Source organism: Humidesulfovibrio mexicanus (genome assembly GCF_900188225.1).
Taxonomy (GTDB): domain Bacteria; phylum Desulfobacterota; class Desulfovibrionia; order Desulfovibrionales; family Desulfovibrionaceae; genus Humidesulfovibrio; species Humidesulfovibrio mexicanus.
Map to the genome: position 1 here is coordinate 95,657 of NZ_FZOC01000004.1, position 16,255 is coordinate 111,911.

The 16,255-nt window shown below is 67.8% G+C and carries 17 protein-coding genes; 11 read left to right on the plus strand and 6 right to left on the minus strand.

The genetic code is table 11. From position 1 onward, the window contains the following. Together CHB73_RS09370 and CHB73_RS09375 are read right to left on the minus strand one after the other, a co-directional pair. A complete protein-coding gene (locus tag CHB73_RS09370; RefSeq protein WP_089274316.1) occupies positions 1-825 on the minus strand; it encodes a substrate-binding domain-containing protein in 825 nt (274 codons plus the stop codon). A gap of 90 nt (positions 826-915) precedes the next feature. Further along, entirely contained in the window at positions 916-1,893 is a 978-nt protein-coding gene (locus tag CHB73_RS09375) for a D-2-hydroxyacid dehydrogenase (protein WP_089274317.1), read from the minus strand. A gap of 165 nt (positions 1,894-2,058) precedes the next feature. Between CHB73_RS09375 and CHB73_RS16800 the strand changes: the two genes are divergently transcribed. Both CHB73_RS16800 and CHB73_RS16805 read left to right on the plus strand, forming a co-directional pair. Continuing rightward, positions 2,059-2,202 carry a hypothetical protein gene (locus CHB73_RS16800; RefSeq protein ID WP_179216983.1) on the plus strand — a complete coding sequence of 48 codons (144 nt, stop codon included), beginning with the start codon at positions 2,059-2,061 and terminating at the stop codon, positions 2,200-2,202. A gap of 92 nt (positions 2,203-2,294) precedes the next feature. Then, positions 2,295-2,435: a hypothetical protein gene (locus CHB73_RS16805; protein ID WP_179216984.1), complete on the plus strand. Its 141-nt coding sequence runs from the start codon at positions 2,295-2,297 to the stop codon at positions 2,433-2,435. A 340-nt stretch (positions 2,436-2,775) separates the two neighbouring features. Here CHB73_RS16805 and CHB73_RS09380 read toward each other — a convergent pair whose 3' ends face one another. Genes CHB73_RS09380 through CHB73_RS09390 form a run of 3 tightly spaced genes read right to left on the minus strand, consistent with a single transcriptional unit; the run spans position 2,776 to position 5,738 of the window. Further along, positions 2,776-3,444, minus strand: a complete 669-nt coding sequence (locus CHB73_RS09380; RefSeq protein WP_235641574.1) for a cyclic nucleotide-binding domain-containing protein — start codon at positions 3,442-3,444, stop codon at positions 2,776-2,778. A 40-nt stretch (positions 3,445-3,484) separates the two neighbouring features. Further along, positions 3,485-4,006 carry a hypothetical protein gene (locus CHB73_RS09385; RefSeq protein ID WP_089274319.1) on the minus strand — a complete coding sequence of 174 codons (522 nt, stop codon included), beginning with the start codon at positions 4,004-4,006 and terminating at the stop codon, positions 3,485-3,487. A 58-nt stretch (positions 4,007-4,064) separates the two neighbouring features. After that, the gene (locus CHB73_RS09390) at positions 4,065-5,738 is read right to left on the minus strand and encodes a glycosyltransferase family 2 protein (RefSeq protein ID WP_089274320.1); all 1,674 of its coding nucleotides are present in this window, start codon (positions 5,736-5,738) and stop codon (positions 4,065-4,067) included. Positions 5,739-5,815: 77 nt separating this feature from the next. On the opposite strand from CHB73_RS09390, the gene CHB73_RS09395 reads away from it, so the two are divergent. The 7 genes from CHB73_RS09395 to groL all read left to right on the plus strand — a co-directional run bounded on the left by CHB73_RS09395 (position 5,816) and on the right by groL (position 13,401). Continuing rightward, entirely contained in the window at positions 5,816-6,448 is a 633-nt protein-coding gene (locus tag CHB73_RS09395; RefSeq protein WP_089274321.1) for an L-threonylcarbamoyladenylate synthase, read from the plus strand. Between the two features lie 622 nt (positions 6,449-7,070). Beyond that, positions 7,071-7,496, plus strand: a complete 426-nt coding sequence (locus tag CHB73_RS09400; RefSeq protein WP_235641575.1) for an NUDIX domain-containing protein — start codon at positions 7,071-7,073, stop codon at positions 7,494-7,496. A 71-nt stretch (positions 7,497-7,567) separates the two neighbouring features. Then, positions 7,568-9,022, plus strand: a complete 1,455-nt coding sequence (gene glgA, locus CHB73_RS09405) for a glycogen synthase GlgA (RefSeq protein WP_179217010.1) — start codon at positions 7,568-7,570, stop codon at positions 9,020-9,022. A 71-nt stretch (positions 9,023-9,093) separates the two neighbouring features. Beyond that, on the plus strand, positions 9,094-9,393 hold the full coding sequence (locus CHB73_RS09410; protein WP_089274324.1) for an isoamylase early set domain-containing protein: 300 nt from the start codon (positions 9,094-9,096) through the stop codon (positions 9,391-9,393). A gap of 174 nt (positions 9,394-9,567) precedes the next feature. Then, positions 9,568-11,154, plus strand: coding sequence for a 4-alpha-glucanotransferase (gene malQ / locus CHB73_RS09415; protein ID WP_089274325.1), 1,587 nt, complete (start codon positions 9,568-9,570; stop codon positions 11,152-11,154). A gap of 193 nt (positions 11,155-11,347) precedes the next feature. Continuing rightward, on the plus strand, positions 11,348-11,638 hold the full coding sequence (gene groES, locus CHB73_RS09420; protein WP_089274326.1) for a co-chaperone GroES: 291 nt from the start codon (positions 11,348-11,350) through the stop codon (positions 11,636-11,638). A 110-nt stretch (positions 11,639-11,748) separates the two neighbouring features. Beyond that, positions 11,749-13,401 carry a chaperonin GroEL gene (gene groL, locus CHB73_RS09425; protein ID WP_089274327.1) on the plus strand — a complete coding sequence of 551 codons (1,653 nt, stop codon included), beginning with the start codon at positions 11,749-11,751 and terminating at the stop codon, positions 13,399-13,401. Positions 13,402-13,519: 118 nt separating this feature from the next. Here groL and lepB read toward each other — a convergent pair whose 3' ends face one another. Beyond that, positions 13,520-14,377 (minus strand): signal peptidase I, encoded by an 858-nt coding sequence (lepB, locus tag CHB73_RS09430; RefSeq protein ID WP_143337355.1) that lies wholly within the window; start codon positions 14,375-14,377, stop codon positions 13,520-13,522. Between the two features lie 184 nt (positions 14,378-14,561). On the opposite strand from lepB, the gene ruvX reads away from it, so the two are divergent. Both ruvX and mltG read left to right on the plus strand, forming a co-directional pair. After that, complete coding sequence (ruvX, locus tag CHB73_RS09435; RefSeq protein ID WP_089274329.1) at positions 14,562-14,975, plus strand: Holliday junction resolvase RuvX; 414 nt, start codon at positions 14,562-14,564, stop codon at positions 14,973-14,975. Next, complete coding sequence (gene mltG / locus CHB73_RS09440; protein ID WP_235641576.1) at positions 14,891-16,210, plus strand: endolytic transglycosylase MltG; 1,320 nt, start codon at positions 14,891-14,893, stop codon at positions 16,208-16,210. Before ruvX ends, mltG begins: the two co-directional genes overlap by 85 nt. The last annotated feature ends 45 nt before the right edge of the window (positions 16,211-16,255 follow it).

Consider the following 16,255-nt stretch of genomic DNA (forward strand, 5'->3'; position numbering starts at 1 on the left):
CTACTTGGCCGCGTTGGGGATGAAGAGCTGCTTGCCCTCCACCTTGAAGTCGGCGATGGCCTTCTGCCCCACGGGCGAAACGAACCAGTCCAGCAGCTTCTTGGCCGCGCCGTGCTTGATCTTGGCGCACTTCTGGGCCAGCAGGATGATGCTGTACTGGTTGCGCAGGGCCAGATCGCCCTCGGAGAGGATCACCAGGCCGGACTTGCCATGATCCTTGGCCTCGTAGGCGATCCAGGTGCCCCGGTCGGTGATGGTGTAGGCCCCGCGCTCCGCGGCGATGCGCAGCGTGGCCAGCATCCCCTGGCCAACGCTCACGTACCAGGCGTCCTTGTCCGGGGCCAGGCCCGCGTTCTTCCACAGGCCCTGCTCCAGCTTGTGCGTGCCGGAGTCGTCGCCGCGGCTGACGAACACGGCCTTGGCGGCGGCGATGGTCTTCAGGGAGTCGCCCGCGCCCGCGCCCTTGATCTTGGCGGGGTCCTTGGCCGGGCCCACGATGACGAAATCGTTGTACATGAACTCCGAACGCTGCACGCCAAAGCCGTCGGCGATGAACTTCTTCTCCGCGCCCGGCGCGTGGACCATGAGCACGTCCACATCGCAGTTCTTGCCGTGCTCAAGGGCCTTGCCCGTGCCGACAGCGATCCAGCGCATGTCGAGCCCGGTGTCCTTCAGCACCTTGGGGGCGAGAGAATCAAGCAGGCCGGTGTCGGCGGTGCTGGTGGTGGTGCCCACCAGGATGGATTCGGCGGCCAGGGCGCTGCCGCAGAAGGCCAGCAGGGCCAGCAGGGCCAGCACGGTCAGAACCAGGGAAAATTTCCGCATGTGGAGCCTCCAGATTGTCTTTCATAACCTTCAACAACTCTGACACATGTCACAAATGACACAAGTCCCGTGACAGTGTAAAGTCCTGGTCTACCTCCCCACGCCATTGACCACGTTTTGCGGGCTGCCCGCGAGAAAGGCCCGCACATTGGCCGCGGCGATGCCGATGAGCCGCCTGCGCGCCTCCACGCTGGCCCAGGCCACGTGCGGCGTGACAAGGCAGTTGGGCGCGCCAAGCAGCGGATGGTCCGCGGCCGGGGGTTCCTGGCGCAGCACGTCCAGCGCCGCGCCGCCGATTCTCCCCTCCTGGAGGGCCGCCGCAAGCGCGTCCTCGTCCACCAGTTGGCCGCGCGCGGTGTTCACCAGAAAGGCCGAGGGCTTCATGCGCGCAAGCAGGGCGGCGTCCACCATGTTCTCGGTCTCCGGCGTAAGCGGGCAATGCAGGCTCACCACGTCCGCATCCTCGAAAAGATCCACCAGGCTGGCGAAGGCGAAGGGACCGTAAGGCGGAAGCTCCTTTGCGCGCGGCGCGTAGGCCAGCACGTTCATGCCGAAGGCGTGGGCCAGCTCGGCCACGCGGGCGCCGATGGCCCCGAACCCCACAACGCCCATGGTCTTGTTCGCAAGCTCCATGATGGGCGCGTCCCAGAAGCAGAAATCCGGCTGGGCGGACCAGCGGCCCTCGGCCACGGCGCGGGCATGGCGGCAGGCCTTGCCGAAAAGCTCCAAGGTCACGGCCATGACGTGCTGGGCCACGGACGAAGGCGAATAGCCCGGCACGTTGCAGACCGGAATGCCACGCGCGGCGGCGGCGGCCACATCGACCACGTTGTACCCGGTGGCCAGCAGGCAGATGCAGCGCAGTTCCGGCAGGGCCTCGATGGCGTTTTTGTCCAGCACGGTCTTGTTGGTGAAGAGCACCTGCGCCCCGTGCGCACGCTCCAACAGTTCCTCCGGGGCGGTGCGGTCGTACAGGGTCAGTTCACCCTGGTCGCCTATAAGCTCCCAATACGCCTCGCGCCCCATGGTCCAGGCGTCGAGCACGACAATACGCGGTGTTTCGGACATGCCATTCCTCCGATTGCGGTAGTATCGGAAATCCTAGCCCGCGTGCGGCGCCGCTGGCAAGAGGGCGAACCCGGCGACGAAACCCCCTTGACATTCCGCCGGGTTCGGGTGAAATGAAAACGGCCTGTGCGCCAGCATGGGCAAGAAACTTCCGGAGGGACGAGAATGTTCGCCGAACTCTTGAAAGACATGGCCCACAGCACCCCGCAGGGAACGGTCGGCGTCTCCCTGATCTTCATCTATCTTGCCTGGATCATCACCGTGGCCTTCATCCGCATCCAGCAAGGCAAGAAGGAAGGCCACCACTAGGCCTCCGGACCGGCCCGTCCGGTCCGCCATCATGGAAGAACCGATCCGCTGACCAGGCCGTTTCGCGCGGCTTGGTCAGTGTATATTTCGCCATGAGACACACCCGCCACAAACACCGTAAGCACATCGCCCCACTGCGCCTGTTCTGGCTCACAAGCGCGCTCCTGCTCTCCGTGCTGGCCGCGGCCGTGGGCGACGCCAGCGCCTCGGCCTGCGTTCCCGCGCTCTGCTGAAGCAGGCGCACGGACCGAAAGCCGCGCCTGGAGCGCGCCTACCTGTCTGCCCCTGGGGTCCGCCTCTCTCCTGCGCGGCACGCTTCCGGATAGTGCCCTCAATGCTCCCGGACAGTCCCTCTCCTGCGCTGAACGCGGCGCGCGCCAGCGGCAAGGCCGAATGCTTCATGCCAGCGGCCCTGCGCCAGTGGACCTACGCCGCCCGCTGCGCCCCCGAACAGGAAAGCGCCAACAGGGTCGCCCCGCTGGCTCCATGGGGACAGCCTCCCTTTCGTGGAACAGGACAAACAGCGGATCGGCCGACGGGGACGGAGTGCGAGCGAGGTCGTGCATGCCACAACTAGGCGTGCTGCTCCGCTCCGGCTTGATCCTTGCCGCCCAGAAGCACGGCCTGCAGCAGGTGGGGGGTGATGATGCGGATGACGCGGCGCCCCGTGGTGGCCGGACCGTCTGCGCCGGTGGTTTCGATGCTGATGTGGCGCTGGCCGACAAGACCCTGCAGATAGCCTTCGATGGTGGCGGGCGCGCAGACAAAGACATCGGCCAGTTGGCGCACGGCGGAATCGTACAGGAGCTCGCTCTGGCCGTTGGCCGCAAAAAGGTCCAGCACCCGCACGATGCCCATGGGCACGTTGGGCGCGCGCAGGGCCTTCTTGGTGGTGTTCTTGAGCCGCGTCACCATGACGTTCAGAATGGCCTGGATGGCGGGAGGCGCGGTCTGGATGTAGCCGTCCAGGTCGTCGCCATTCAGCACCACCACCTTGGAGTCCTCCAGGGCGATGGCCGTGGCCGTGCGGCTGTGGCTCTCCAGGAACAGCGCCATTTCCCCGAAAATGGACACGGGCTTGAGCACCGCGAAGACCTTCTTGCGGCCGTCCACGTTGCCGGAAATCTCCACCTTGCCCTCGACAAGAAGGTAGGCTTCGTCGCCCTTGCTGCCCTCGCTGAAGACGACGTTGTGCTTGAGCACGGTGCGCTGCAAAAACGAGCCCTGGCTCACCCGCTTCATGACCACGGAGCTGTCGCGGCTTCCCGGCAATGGCATGGCGCTACCTCGCGGTTGCTTCTTCGCTGACGAAAAACGGTCCCTTGCCGCCCTCTGCGCCGCGGCCCTCGGTCAGCACCATCCGGTAGCCGAAGGCGATGAACAGCGGGCGCTGGCCCCAGGTCTTCGGCCGCAGGCTGAACTCGAAGCCGATGCCCTGGTCGGCCCGCGCCTCGCGCGGGAGAAAGGTGCGCGTGTCCTGGGCCAGCACGCGGCCGTCCGCATCGCAAATATAGGCGGTGAAGCTCAGGGAATCGGCCCAGGTCGCCCACTGGGGCAGGCGCCTCATGTCCAGGTAGGCCCAGCCCTTGATGCCCGCAACATCGCCCACGGGCAGCACCTGATAGTCAAAGCGCATGAAATTCGTCGTCAGCGAGCGCGGCTCCTCAAGGGACCAGGCGTCGCGCTTCAGGTGCGCAGCGCTCATGGTCGGCTTGGCGCAACCCGCCACAAGCAGGACAAGAGCGGCCAGCGCCAGCGCGGCCACGACGCGCAGGGGGGTGGTGTGCGGCGTTTCTGTGCTCATGATTCCTGGATAGCACAAACGTCGCCGTATGCAAACAGGAACAGTCCGGACAGGGCAATCAGCCGCCGGGCATGTCCCGCCACTTGTCGCGCAGGTCGGCCCACAAGGCGGCCAAGCCAGCACGGAACACGGCGTCCATCTCCTCCCGCCCGTGCCGCCCCTCCAGCTTGATTTTGTTGCCGAACACCTGGCCCATGGCCGCCGGACCTTTGGCCTTGGCCAGGCTGGAATGCTGCACATGGGCCACGGCCACATCGCCCGCGTACACGGCCGGACGCCCGGCCGCGGCGCTGCGCAGGTCGCGGTCCAGGTCGTCGAACTGGGTGGGGCTGAAGCGGATGTCAAAACCGCCCAGGTCGCGCAGGGCGTCCACGCGCAGGGCATGGCAGCAGCCCGAGACGTGGACCGCCGGGCGCGCGTAGCTGTACAGGCCGAAATCCAGGGCCCCGGCGCAATTGTCGAACACGTTCACGTGTTCGGGCAGGCCGCGTATGGTGGCCTCGCGCCCGCTGGGGGCGAAGAGCTGGTAGTCGGCGGATTGCAGGCACTGCGGCGGTGTGGCCGAGACGATGCGGCACCCGGCGGCACCGGCCGAAGGATTGGCCTGCAACTCGCCCAGCAGGCGGGAAAGCCAGCGCTCCGGCAAAACCACGTCGTCGTCCAGAAACACGGCGAACTCCGCCGCCTGGACCTCCGGCTGGGCGATAAGCCAGTTGCGCGCGGCGGGCGCGCCCACGTTCACCGGCAGGCGGATGACCCGCAGGGCCCCCGGCGCGAACAGCCCGGCGGAAGCCTCCATGGCTTCGCCCGTGCCGTCGGCGCTGCCGTTGTCCAGGGCCAGCACCCGGGCCCCGCCCATGTCCGTGCGGGCCAGGCTGGCCAGGGTCTGTCGCGTCAGCTCCGCCTTGTTCCAGGAATAGACCAAAATGACCGCGCGCGAGGCGGCCTCGAGCCGGGCCTCCGGCCGGGGATGCAGCAGGCCGTGCAGCTTGAGGCCCAGATGCGTGTGCCAGGGCAAGGCCTTGAAACACCCGGCCAACAGCACTGTCCCGGCTTCCGCCTCGCCAAGGCGCAGAAGCAGCTCGGCGCGCAGGTACGCGGCCCAGGCGGCGAAAACCCCTTCCGGGTCCGCCGCGTCCAGGGCGTCCAGGGCGGTCAAGGCCTCGGCGGGCGCGGCGTGGAGGACGAGCAGCTCGGCCAGCAGGCGCGCGCGCAAACACGCGGCCCCGCCTCCCAGAAGCCTTGGCCAGGGGCAGGCGTCCAGGGCCGCCAAGGCAAGGTCCGCGGTGGGCTGGCGCGTCAGGCCGTCCCAGGCCGGGGCCAGCCAGGCCAGGGCGGAACGGGCGTCGCGCAGGCGTGGCAACAGAATCCGCAGAATGTCCCCGGCGCGGCCCTCGGAGAGCAGCAGCCCCAGCTCCGCCGGGTCCGGCCCGCCGGACAGCAACGGCGCAAGGACGGCGGCCATGCGGCCGGAAGGGCTTGCCGCCAGCGGCCCGGCCAGCAGGGCCGCGCGCGCGGCGTCCAGGGGCGCGCGCTGCCAGGACCACAGGGCCAGCCCGGCCCCGCAGGCGACAATATCGGGGTCTGCCGCGCCACAGGCCGTGGCGGCCAAATGCCGCGCCAGGCCAGGCTCCTCCAAGCCCATGGCCCAGTGGGGCAGCGCGGCGTGGAGCTTGTCAGCCAGTGCGGCCGGGGCTATGGACAGGGCCGGGAAGCCTGAGGGGCGGGTCATGGGGCCTCGCTTGCTGCTGGGGTGGACATGCTGGCCGCACTGTAGGCCATGCACGCGAGGATGAAAAGGAGCAGGGCATGGATCTGGAACTGGAGCGCGGGCTTGCGGAGACGGCGGCGGCGCTCGCGCACGGCGGTGTGGCCGTGTACCCCACGGAAACCCTCTACGCCCTGGGCTGCCGCGCCGAGGACGCCCGCGCCTGCGCGCGCATCGCCGCCCTCAAGGGGCGCCCCGAGGCCAAGCCCTTTCCGCTCATCGTGGCCGACATGGACGGCCTGGCCGCCATTGCCGAGGAACTGCCAGAGGACGTGCTCCGCCTGGCCGGAGCCTTCTGGCCCGGGCCGCTCTCCGTGCTGGTCCGCACCAGGGACTCCCTGCCCCGCCACGTGCGCGACGCCGACGGCTTCTCCTCCGTGCGCATGAGCCCGCATCCCACGGCCCGCGCGCTGTGCCGCCTGGCTGGCCCGGCCCTTGTGGCCACCAGCGCCAACAAAAGCGGCCGACCCGCCACGGCCCTGCCCGCCGAGCTGGACCCCGGCCTGCTTGCCGGGGCCGATGCAAGCCTGCTTTGCCCGCCCCTGCCCGGCGGCGGCGCGCCCTCCACCCTGGTGCGTCTGCTGGGCGGCGGCAGGCTGCGCGTGCTGCGCCTTGGCGCAGTGGACGCGCAGGCACTTGGCGCAGTGTTCCGGCTTGAACCGCACGCGCCCTGACCCGGCCCGTAAAAAATCCTGAACCACGCCCACAGGGTTTCCGGGCATTTCCTCTTTCATGGTTTAAATTTCTGTACCATTTCCTTGCATTCCAGCCACCCCACGCGGACACAGCCCGCGAAAAGTATCTGGCAACACACTGAATTAGAACGATTATTTTTTATCCACCTCAAAGTGCCCCCACTTGGCCCGACTCTTGCTCTATTGAAAGCATCCTTCCTTCTTTTGCTGAAATCGGCTTCCCTGGGGCGGTCCCACGGGAAGCCGATTTCGTTTCAGGGGTCCGCACGGGCCGCTGCAGCCCACAAGCCCCCGCCATTCCGCCATGGGCGCACGTTTCCCGGCTTTCCCCGGCCAAGGCTCAAGGAAGCCCGCCGCGCGGTTGGAGGCGCACAAGTGCCTCTGCGCGCCCCGCAACGCGCCTCCGCCATTCCCGACCCATCCGGTACAAAGACTTTGACCGCCCCTCCTGCCGCCGCCGGGGCCCGTCCGTTTGAAACCAGATTCTCGCGGATTCGTCACCCCAATGTGCTTGTCAGCCCGCGCGAAATGGCCTAAGCAGGAAATGCTGTACGCAAAAGACCAGTATCGGCGGTCTTTGCGTCAAGCGGAAGGAGAACGCGTGCCCGCAGGCCAGCAACCCAGAAACCCCGCCCCCACCGTGGACGTTGTCATTTTCGACCCGGCGCGCGGGGTGGTGCTGGTGGAGCGCAAGAACCCGCCTCCGGGCTGGGCCTTGCCGGGGGGCTTCGTGGACTACGGGGAAAGCTGCGAGGCGGCGGCCCTGCGCGAGGCGCGCGAGGAGACCGGGCTCGACATCGTGCTCATCGGGCTGGTGGGCGTGTACTCCGACCCCGCCCGCGACCCGCGCGGGCACACCATGAGCGTGGTCTACGCCGCCCAGGCACTGGAACCGGCGCGCCTGCAAGCGGGCGACGACGCCGCAAACGCCGCCTTCCACCAGTTGGACGCTTTGCCGCCCCTGGCCTTTGACCACGGGCGCATCGTCCGCGACTTCATGTCCGGCCTGGCCCGCCTTCGCCCGTAAGGTTCGCCGCCGGACCGAACTGACCTGCGCCGGAGCCGACCCGGCCGGTCGTTTTGAGGGCTCGCATGGGCATCAAGCCGCTCGTCCTGTTCATGACCTCGGAGATGTATCCTTTCTCCAAGACCGGCGGTCTGGCCGACGTGCTGGGGGCCCTGCCCCTGACGCTCTTCCGCATGGGCGTGAACGCCGCCGTGGTCACCCCGCTCTACGGCCGCATGAACACCTCGGAGTTCGGCCTGCGCCTGCTCACGGAGCGCTGCCCCGTGGGCTACCCCTGGGCGCCCATCACGGCGGAAATCTACCAGGCCGACTACTACGGAATGCCCATCTACTTCGTGGGCCGGGGCGAGTACTTCGACCGCAGAAACCTCTACAACACCCACGCGGGCGACTACTTCGACAACTGCGAGCGCTTCAATTTCTTCTGCCGCGCCACGCTGGAGTGGGCGCGCAGGCTCGACTGGGCCCCGGCCGTCATTCACGCCCACGACTGGCAGAGCGCGCTTGTGCCCGCCTATCTGCACTTCTGGCGACGCACGGACCCCTTCTGGAAAGACACCAAGACGGTCCTGACCATCCACAATCTGGCCTTCCAGGGCCGCTTCGCCTCGCGGCTGTTCTTCGAATCCGGCCTGCCCGCGGAGGCCTGGAACATGGACGGGGCCGAATTCTACGGCGACTTCAACCTGCTCAAGACCGGCATCGCCTACGCCGATTCCGTGACCACGGTGAGCCCCTCCTACGCCGAGGAAATCCTGACCCCGCGGTTCGGCTGCGGCCTGGAGGGAATGCTGGCCCGAAGACGCGGCGTGCTGCGCGGCATTCTGAACGGGGCCGACTACAGCGTATGGGATCCCCGCGACGACAAATTCCTGCCGTGCATCTACAAGGCGGGCTGCGCAGAAGGCAAAAAGGACTGCAAGGCCGCGCTCCTGAAGGAAATGCACCTGCCCGACCAGTTGGAGGACCGCCCGGTCATGAGCTTCATCGGCCGCTTCCGGGGGCAGAAAGGCGTGGATCTGTTGATCGACATCATCCCCCGGCTCATGGAGCGGGAGGTGGGACTCATCGTGCTGGGCGAGGGCAAACTGGAGCACGAGGCCCGGCTGCAGGAACTGGCCGAAGTGCACCAGGACCGCCTGCGCGTCATCGTGGGCTACTCCGAGGACCTGGCCCACCGCATCCAGGCCGGGTCGGACATCTTCCTCATGCCGTCGCGCTACGAGCCCTGCGGCCTGACGCAGATGTACGCCCTGCGCTTCGGCACGCCGCCGGTGGCCACGGCCGTGGGCGGCCTGCGCGACACCATCGTGCCCCATCCCGCCCCCGGTGCCACGGGCTTCACCTTCCAGGACCCCACCCCGGACGGGTTTTTCGCGGCCATCCAGCAAGCCCTGGAGCTTTGGGACGCCGACAAGCCCGCCTGGGAGGCCATGGTGGATCGCGCCATGGGCCAGGACTTCAGCTGGGAGCAATCCGCCGCGCAGTACATCGACCTGTATCGTTCCCTGGGCGCGCGCGTCTAGCGCGCCGCGTGTCACGTGCGGCCCGGCCCAGCTCGCCGGGCCAAGAAGCAATACTCGCAAGGGAGGACGCCATGCCGCTGAACAAGAAGCCCTCGAAGGACAAGACCCTGTGCAAGGTCGATTTTTCGCTGCCTGAAGAGGCTGCGGCCGGGGCCAAGAAACTCTTCCTGGCCGGGGAGTTCAACGCCTGGAAACCCGCGCCCATGCGCAAGGCCAAGGGAGTGTTCACCGTAAGCCTGGAGCTGCCCGCCGGGGCCAGCTACCAGTACCGCTACGTCACGGACGCGGGCCAATGGCTGAACGACACCGAGGCCGACTGCTACGTGTTCAACAGCTTCGCCGACGCCGACAACTCCGTGGTCGTGCTCTAGGCTTGGACGCCCTGCGGTCCCCAAGGCCGCCGGGCTTTCCGCGTCCTGCGCTCCGCCGTTTCATGCCGCCCCAGGCCCGAAGGGGCGCGGGGGCGCCCTTCCGTCCGGACGCAAAGACGTATAGGGTGGTCCCTGGCCGCGCAAAGCCCAATCCCCACGGCCGCAGGAGGCCCCATGCCCCCCCAGACCCGAACCAGCGGCGTGCTGCTGCACCTCACCTCCCTTCCCTCACGCTTCGGCATCGGCGACATGGGGCCAGAGGCCCTGCGCTTCGCGGAGTTCCTGGCCCTGGCCGGGCAGAGCCGCTGGCAGGTTCTCCCGCTCAACCCCACGGCCGACAGCCTCGGCAACTCGCCCTACTCCAGCTTTTCCGCCTTTGCGGGCAACACCCTGTGCATCAGCCCGGAGCTGCTGGCCGAGGACGGGCTGCTGTCCCAGGCGGAGCTTGAGGAATTCGTCCCGCCGCGCACGGAGCGCGTGGACTTCCCGACCGTGGAGCGCGCCAAGGCCGCCCTGCTGCGCAGGATCTTCGACAGGCTGATGTCTGGCGGCCCCGGCGGCCTGGAGGACGACCCGGCGTTCCAGGCCTTTGTGGGCGACAACGCCTCTTGGCTGCCGGACTACGCGCTGTTCATGGCCGTGAAGCAAAACCTGGGCGGAGCGGGCTGGACCGGCTGGCCCAAGGACATCCGCGACCGGGAGGAGCGCGCCCTGGGCGCTTACGGAACGCGGCTGCACCGCGAAATCGTGTACCAGCAGTTCTGCCAGTGGCTGTTCTTCCGCCAATGGGGGCGGCTTAAGTGGGAATGCGGCGCGCTCGGCATCGATTTGGTGGGCGACGTGCCCATCTACGTGACCCACGACTCCGCCGACGTATGGGCCAACCGCGGCCTGTTCACGCTGGACCGGGACGGCGCGCCCCTCAAGGTGGCGGGCGTGCCGCCGGACTACTTCAGCAAGACCGGCCAGCGCTGGGGCAATCCCGTGTTCGACTGGGAGGCCTGCGAAGCCCAGAGTTTCTCTTGGTGGATCAGCCGGTTGCGGCACAACCTTGGGCTTTTCGACGTGGTGCGGCTGGACCACTTCCGCGGTTTCGAGGCCTACTGGGAGATAGACGCCACGGAGAAAACCGCCATCAACGGCCGCTGGGTTCCCGGCCCGGGCGCGGCCTTCTTCGAGGCCCTGCTGGCCGCCCATGGCGCGCTTCCCCTCATCGCCGAAGACCTGGGCCTCATCACCGAGGAGGTTGTGGCCCTGAAGGAGCGTTTCGGCCTTCCCGGCATGAAGGTGCTGCAGTTCGCCTTTGGCCCGCACACGCCCACCAGCCCGGATTCTCCCCACAACCACGAAAAGAACTGCGTGGTCTACACCGGCACCCACGACAACGCCACCACGCGCGGCTGGTTCGAGGCCGAAACCACGCCCACGGTGCGCCGCGTGCTCTCCCGCTACCTGGGGCACGCGCCCACGGCCGAGACCATTGTGCGCGAAATGGTCCGCCTGGCCCTTGCCAGCCCGGCCAACCACGCCGTCATCCCGGCCCAGGACCTGCTGGGCCTGGGGAGGGAGGCGCGCATGAACACCCCCGGCCAGGCCAAGGGCAACTGGGGCTGGCGCGCCCCGGCAGAAGCCTTGACCCTGGCGGGAGGCCGCGCCCTGGCCGAAGAGCTGCGCGGCGCGTGCGAGCTGTACGGCCGCACCCAGATCGGCGCGCCCCCCGTGCCGGAAACGGACCCGAAAACGGATCCGGAAGCAGACTGACTCCCCCGGCGTTTTTTTCCTCCGCGCGTGTTGACAGCACCAAGAGCGTGTTTATGTAAGCCATGCTTCAAGCGCCCCGCCAGTTGCAGGCGGCGCGCATTGTTCGCACACTGGCGGCGGCCGATTGCACGCAGATCACCTGCGCTGGCCGCCGCACACACCACACACATCACACTCGCGGAGGAACGAAACGATGAAGTTGAAGCCCCTCAATGACCGTGTTCTGGTGAAGCGCCTGGAGTCCGAGGAAGTGACCTCCGGCGGCATCATCATCCCCGACAGCGCCAAAGAGAAGCCCCAGAAGGGCCAGGTGGTGGCCGCCGGCCCCGGCAAGCTGGACGACAAGGGCTCCCTGGTCAAGATGGCCGTGAAGGCCGGAGACGTGGTGCTGTTCACCAAGTACGCGGGCACCGAGATCAAGATCGACGGCGTTGAGCACTTGGTGCTGCGCGAGGACGACATCCTCGCCATCGTCGAGAAATAGGTCGGCGCAATCCGCAAAGAGGCAGCCTGACGGGCGCGGCGAAACACCCGCGCGCCCGCACCTGAACCAAACGCCGCCGCGCGCGGCATACATTTCAAGGAGTCCCCACCATGGCCAAAGAGATCATTTTCGACGCCAAGGCGCGTGAGAAGCTGAAGATCGGCGTGGACAAGCTGGCCAACGCCGTCAAGGTCACCCTGGGTCCCAAGGGCCGCAACGTGGTCATCGACCGCAGCTTCGGCTCCCCGCTCATCACCAAGGACGGCGTGACCGTGGCCAAGGAGATCGAGCTTGAGGACAAGTTCGAGAACATGGGCGCCCAGATGGTGAAGGAAGTCGCCTCCAAGACCTCCGATGTGGCCGGCGACGGCACCACCACCGCCACCATCCTGGCCCAGGGCATCTTCTCCGAGGGCGTGAAGCTCGTGGCCGCCGGCCGCAACCCCATGGCCATCAAGCGCGGCATCGACAAGGCCGTGGAGGCCATCACCGCGGAGCTGGGCAAAATGGCCAAGCCCACCCGCGACCAGAAGGAAATCGCCCAGGTCGGCACCATCTCCGCCAACAACGACGCCACCATCGGCAACATCATCGCCGAGGCCATGAGCAAGGTCGGCAAGGAAGGCGTCATCACCGTCGAGGAAGCCAAGGGCCTGGAGACCACCCTGGACGTGGTGGAAGGCATGCAGTTCGACCGCGGCTACCTCTCCCCCTACTTCGTCACCAACCCGGAGAAGATGACCTGCGAGATGAGCGATCCGCTGATCCTCATCTGCGAGAAGAAGATCTCCTCCATGAAGGACATGCTGCCCGTGCTGGAGCAGGTGGCCAAGATGAGCAAGCCGCTTGTGATCATCAGCGAGGACATCGAGGGCGAGGCCCTGGCCACCCTGGTGGTCAACAAGCTGCGCGGCACCCTGAACGTGGCCGCCGTCAAGGCCCCCGGCTTCGGCGACCGCCGCAAGGCCATGCTCCAGGACATCGCCATCCTGACCGGCGGCACGTGCATCTCCGAAGACCTGGGCGTGAAGCTTGAGAGCGCCACCGTGAACGACCTGGGCCAGGCCAAGCGCGTGGTCATCGACAAGGAATCCTGCACCATCGTGGACGGCAAGGGCCAGAAGGCCGACATCACCGCCCGCGTGAAGCAGATCCGCGCCGAGCTCGACGAGACCAGCTCCAGCTACGACAAGGAAAAGCTCCAGGAGCGCCTGGCCAAGATCGTTGGCGGCGTTGCCGTCATCCATGTCGGCGCCGCCACCGAGACCGAGATGAAGGAGAAGAAGGCCCGCGTGGAAGACGCGCTGAACGCCACCCGCGCGGCCGTCGAGGAAGGCATCGTGCCCGGCGGCGGAGTGGCCCTGGTGCGCAGCCAGAAGGTGCTTGAGAAGGTGAAGGCCGTGGACGACGACGAAGAGGCCGGCATCGACATCATCCGCCGCGCCATCGAGGTGCCCCTGCGCTCCATTTCCGCCAACGCGGGCTTCGAAGGCTCCATCGTGGTGGAGAAGGTCAAGGACGGCAAGGACGGCTTCGGCTTCAACGCCGGCACCGGCGTCTACGAAGACCTCATCAAGGCCGGCGTCATCGACCCCAAGAAGGTGACCCGCATCGCCCTGCAGAACGCCTCCTCCGTGGCGGGCCTGCTCCTCACCACCGAATGCGCCATCGCCGACAAGCCCGAGCCCAAGGGCGCCGCTCCGGCCATGCCCGGCGGCATGGGCGGCATGGGCGGCATGGGCGGAATGGGCGGCATGTACTAGCCCCCAGCCGCAATCCCCGCTTCATACGAGGCCGGAATCCGCAAGGGTTCCGGCCTTTTTTTTATCCCCGCGCGTGCGCGGGCGTGGATGCGGGCAAGGGGTCCGGCCCCCTGCGGGCCTATCTGGCGGGCAGGCCGATGCGGTCCCAGTAGACGCGGCCGAAATCGTCCCGGGAGAAGATCACATAAAGGGGCGTGGCCAGCATCCGCGCCCGGTTCACCGGGCCGAAGCTGCGGGAGTCGAAGGAGGCGTATCTGTTGTCGCCCATGACGTAATACTCGTCCGGGGCCAGGCGCGCCGGGGGCATGTCCAGGCTCTTCCTGCCCGGCCCGCGCATGGCGTAGTAGCCCTCGTCGATGGGATCGCCGTTGACGTACACCGACCCGTCGGCCACCTCCACCACCTCGCCCGGCAGGCCCACCACACGCTTGACAAAGATCAGCGAGTGCTCGGAGGGGTACTCGAACACCACCAGCTGTCCGCGCCGGACAATGTCGCGCGGGCGCAAGGCCTGGCAGCGCAGGCGGTCGCCGGAGCGCAGGGTGGGCCGCATGGAGGTCTGGGCCACGGCGAAGATGGGGAAGGCCCAGCGCTCCGCCTGCCCGGCCGCGATGGCCGCCGTGGCCATGAGCGCCACGGCCCCCAGATAGACCGGAAGGCTGTTCCTGGGGCCGGGGACGAAATGCGTGAGCCTGCGGGCCGTGCGCAAGGCCTCCCAGGCGGCGTACAGGGAAAGAAGCAGATAGCCCGCAAGGGACGACAGCCACCAGCGAAAGGTTTCCACCGCGCCGATGCCCAACAGCTGCCAGGCCGCGGCCAGGCACAGCAGACCCGCGCCCTTGCGGAAACGGCCGTTGTACAGCTGTCCCAGGCCAGGCAACAGGAAAGAGGCCAGCGCCGCCAGCCAAGGCTTGCGCGGGCTGGACGGCGGCCCGGCGGAACCTCCGTCGCGGCGGGGCAGGACGGTCACATGCATGGAAAACCCTCGTGGATGTGTCCCTCCCCCACTAGCAGATGACGCGCCACGACGCAAAGGGTTGCGCAACCCCAGCCCCAAAGGGCCATCGCCCTTGACACCCGGCACGCCTATGCCCCAAACTCCGCGCGCCCGGTCCATCCGGCAGAAACCCCGCCACGGCGGAGCGAAACAGGACAGCCACATGCGCGTGCTCGGCATCGACTACGGACAGGTCCGCGTGGGCCTGGCGATAACGGACCCGGAAGGGCGCATGGCCTTTCCCCGCCCGACCATTGCACGCACCACGCGCGACAGCCTTTTCGAGGAGCTGGCGACCCTCATCCGGTCCGAAGGAATCGACGCCGTGGTGGTGGGCCTGCCCCTCACCCTGGATGGTGAAGATTCCCTCACCACGCGTCAGGCCAGAAATTTTGCGGCAAGCCTTGCCCGGCGCATCGATGCGCCCGTACACCTCATGGACGAGCGGCTGAGCTCCGCAGCGGCGGACGCCCAGCTCAAGGAGGCCGGCCTGTGCAGCCGGAAGAGAAAGACGCATCTGGACAGCCAGGCGGCGGTGCAGATCCTGGAAACCTGGATCGGCCAAAACCCCGTGTAAGCCGCCTGTTCCGGCTCCTGCTCTGCCTGGCCCTTGTGCTGGCGGCGGCGGGCGGCGGCGCGGCGTTCCTCCTCGCCCCGGCGCACACGCCCGGCCGCGAGGCCGTTGCGCTCATCCGCCCCGGCATGAGCCTGCCCGCCATCGCCCGCGAGCTTGAGGCCCAGGGGGTCATCAAGAGCGCACCGGCCTTCACCCTCCTGGCCCGGCTCTGCGGCGGCGCGCAGCGGGCCAAGGCGGGCGAGTTCCTGCTCTCCTCGGGCCAAAGCGCCTGGGACATCCTGCGCGTCATCACCACCACCAACGGCATACAGCGCAGGGTGACCGTGCGCGAGGGCCTGCCCTGGTGGGAGACAGCCCGGCTCTACGAGGCCCACGGCCTTGCCGACCGCGAACGCTTCGTCCAGGCCATGCACAACGCCACCCTGCTTGAACGCCATGGCGTGCCCGCCGCCAGCGCCGAAGGCTACCTGTTCCCCGAAACCTACCAGCTTTCGCGCGGGAAGGACGACGCCGCCGCCGTGGTGGAGGCCATGCTCAAGGAATTCGGCCGCCGCGCCAAAGCGCTTTGGCCCCAAGGCCCGCCCCCGCCTGACGAACTGCGCCGCGTGGTCATCCTGGCCTCGCTTGTGGAGCGCGAAACCGGCGACCCTGCCGAGCGCCCGCGCATCGCCGGAGTATTCGCCAATCGCCTCAGGCTGGGGATGCGCCTGCAGTGCGACCCCACCACAATCTACGGCCTTGGGCCGGACTTCGACGGCGACCTTAAACGCGCCCACCTGGAGGACGCCCAGAATCCCTATAACACCTACGCCCACGCGGGACTGCCTCCAGGCCCCATCTGCTCGCCAGGGCTCGAATCCCTCAAGGCGGCGCTGGCCCCGGAGAAACACGACTTCCTCTACTTCGTGGCCAAGGGCGACGGCAGCCACGAATTCAACGCCACGCTCGACGAACACAACCGCGCGGTGAACCGCTTCCAGCGCCGCCGCGACCCCGAGGACTCCCGCTCGGCCCAGCCTTCCGGTCCTGTGGTCCCTGCAACGGTCGCTCCGGCCACCAAAGCCGCGTCAGCCAAAGGAAAGGCCGCCAAAGCCCAGGCAAAGCCTGCGGCCAAGCCGCCGACCAAGACCCAGGCAAAACCTGCAGCCAAGCCGACAGCCAAGGCCCAGGCCAAGCCGCAGCCAAAGTCCGCCGCAACGCCTGCGCCCAAAGCAGGGGCGCAGCGCACGGGCTGAGAGCGCATCAGTCCCAATTTCTTGACACCCAATCGCCGCATGGGG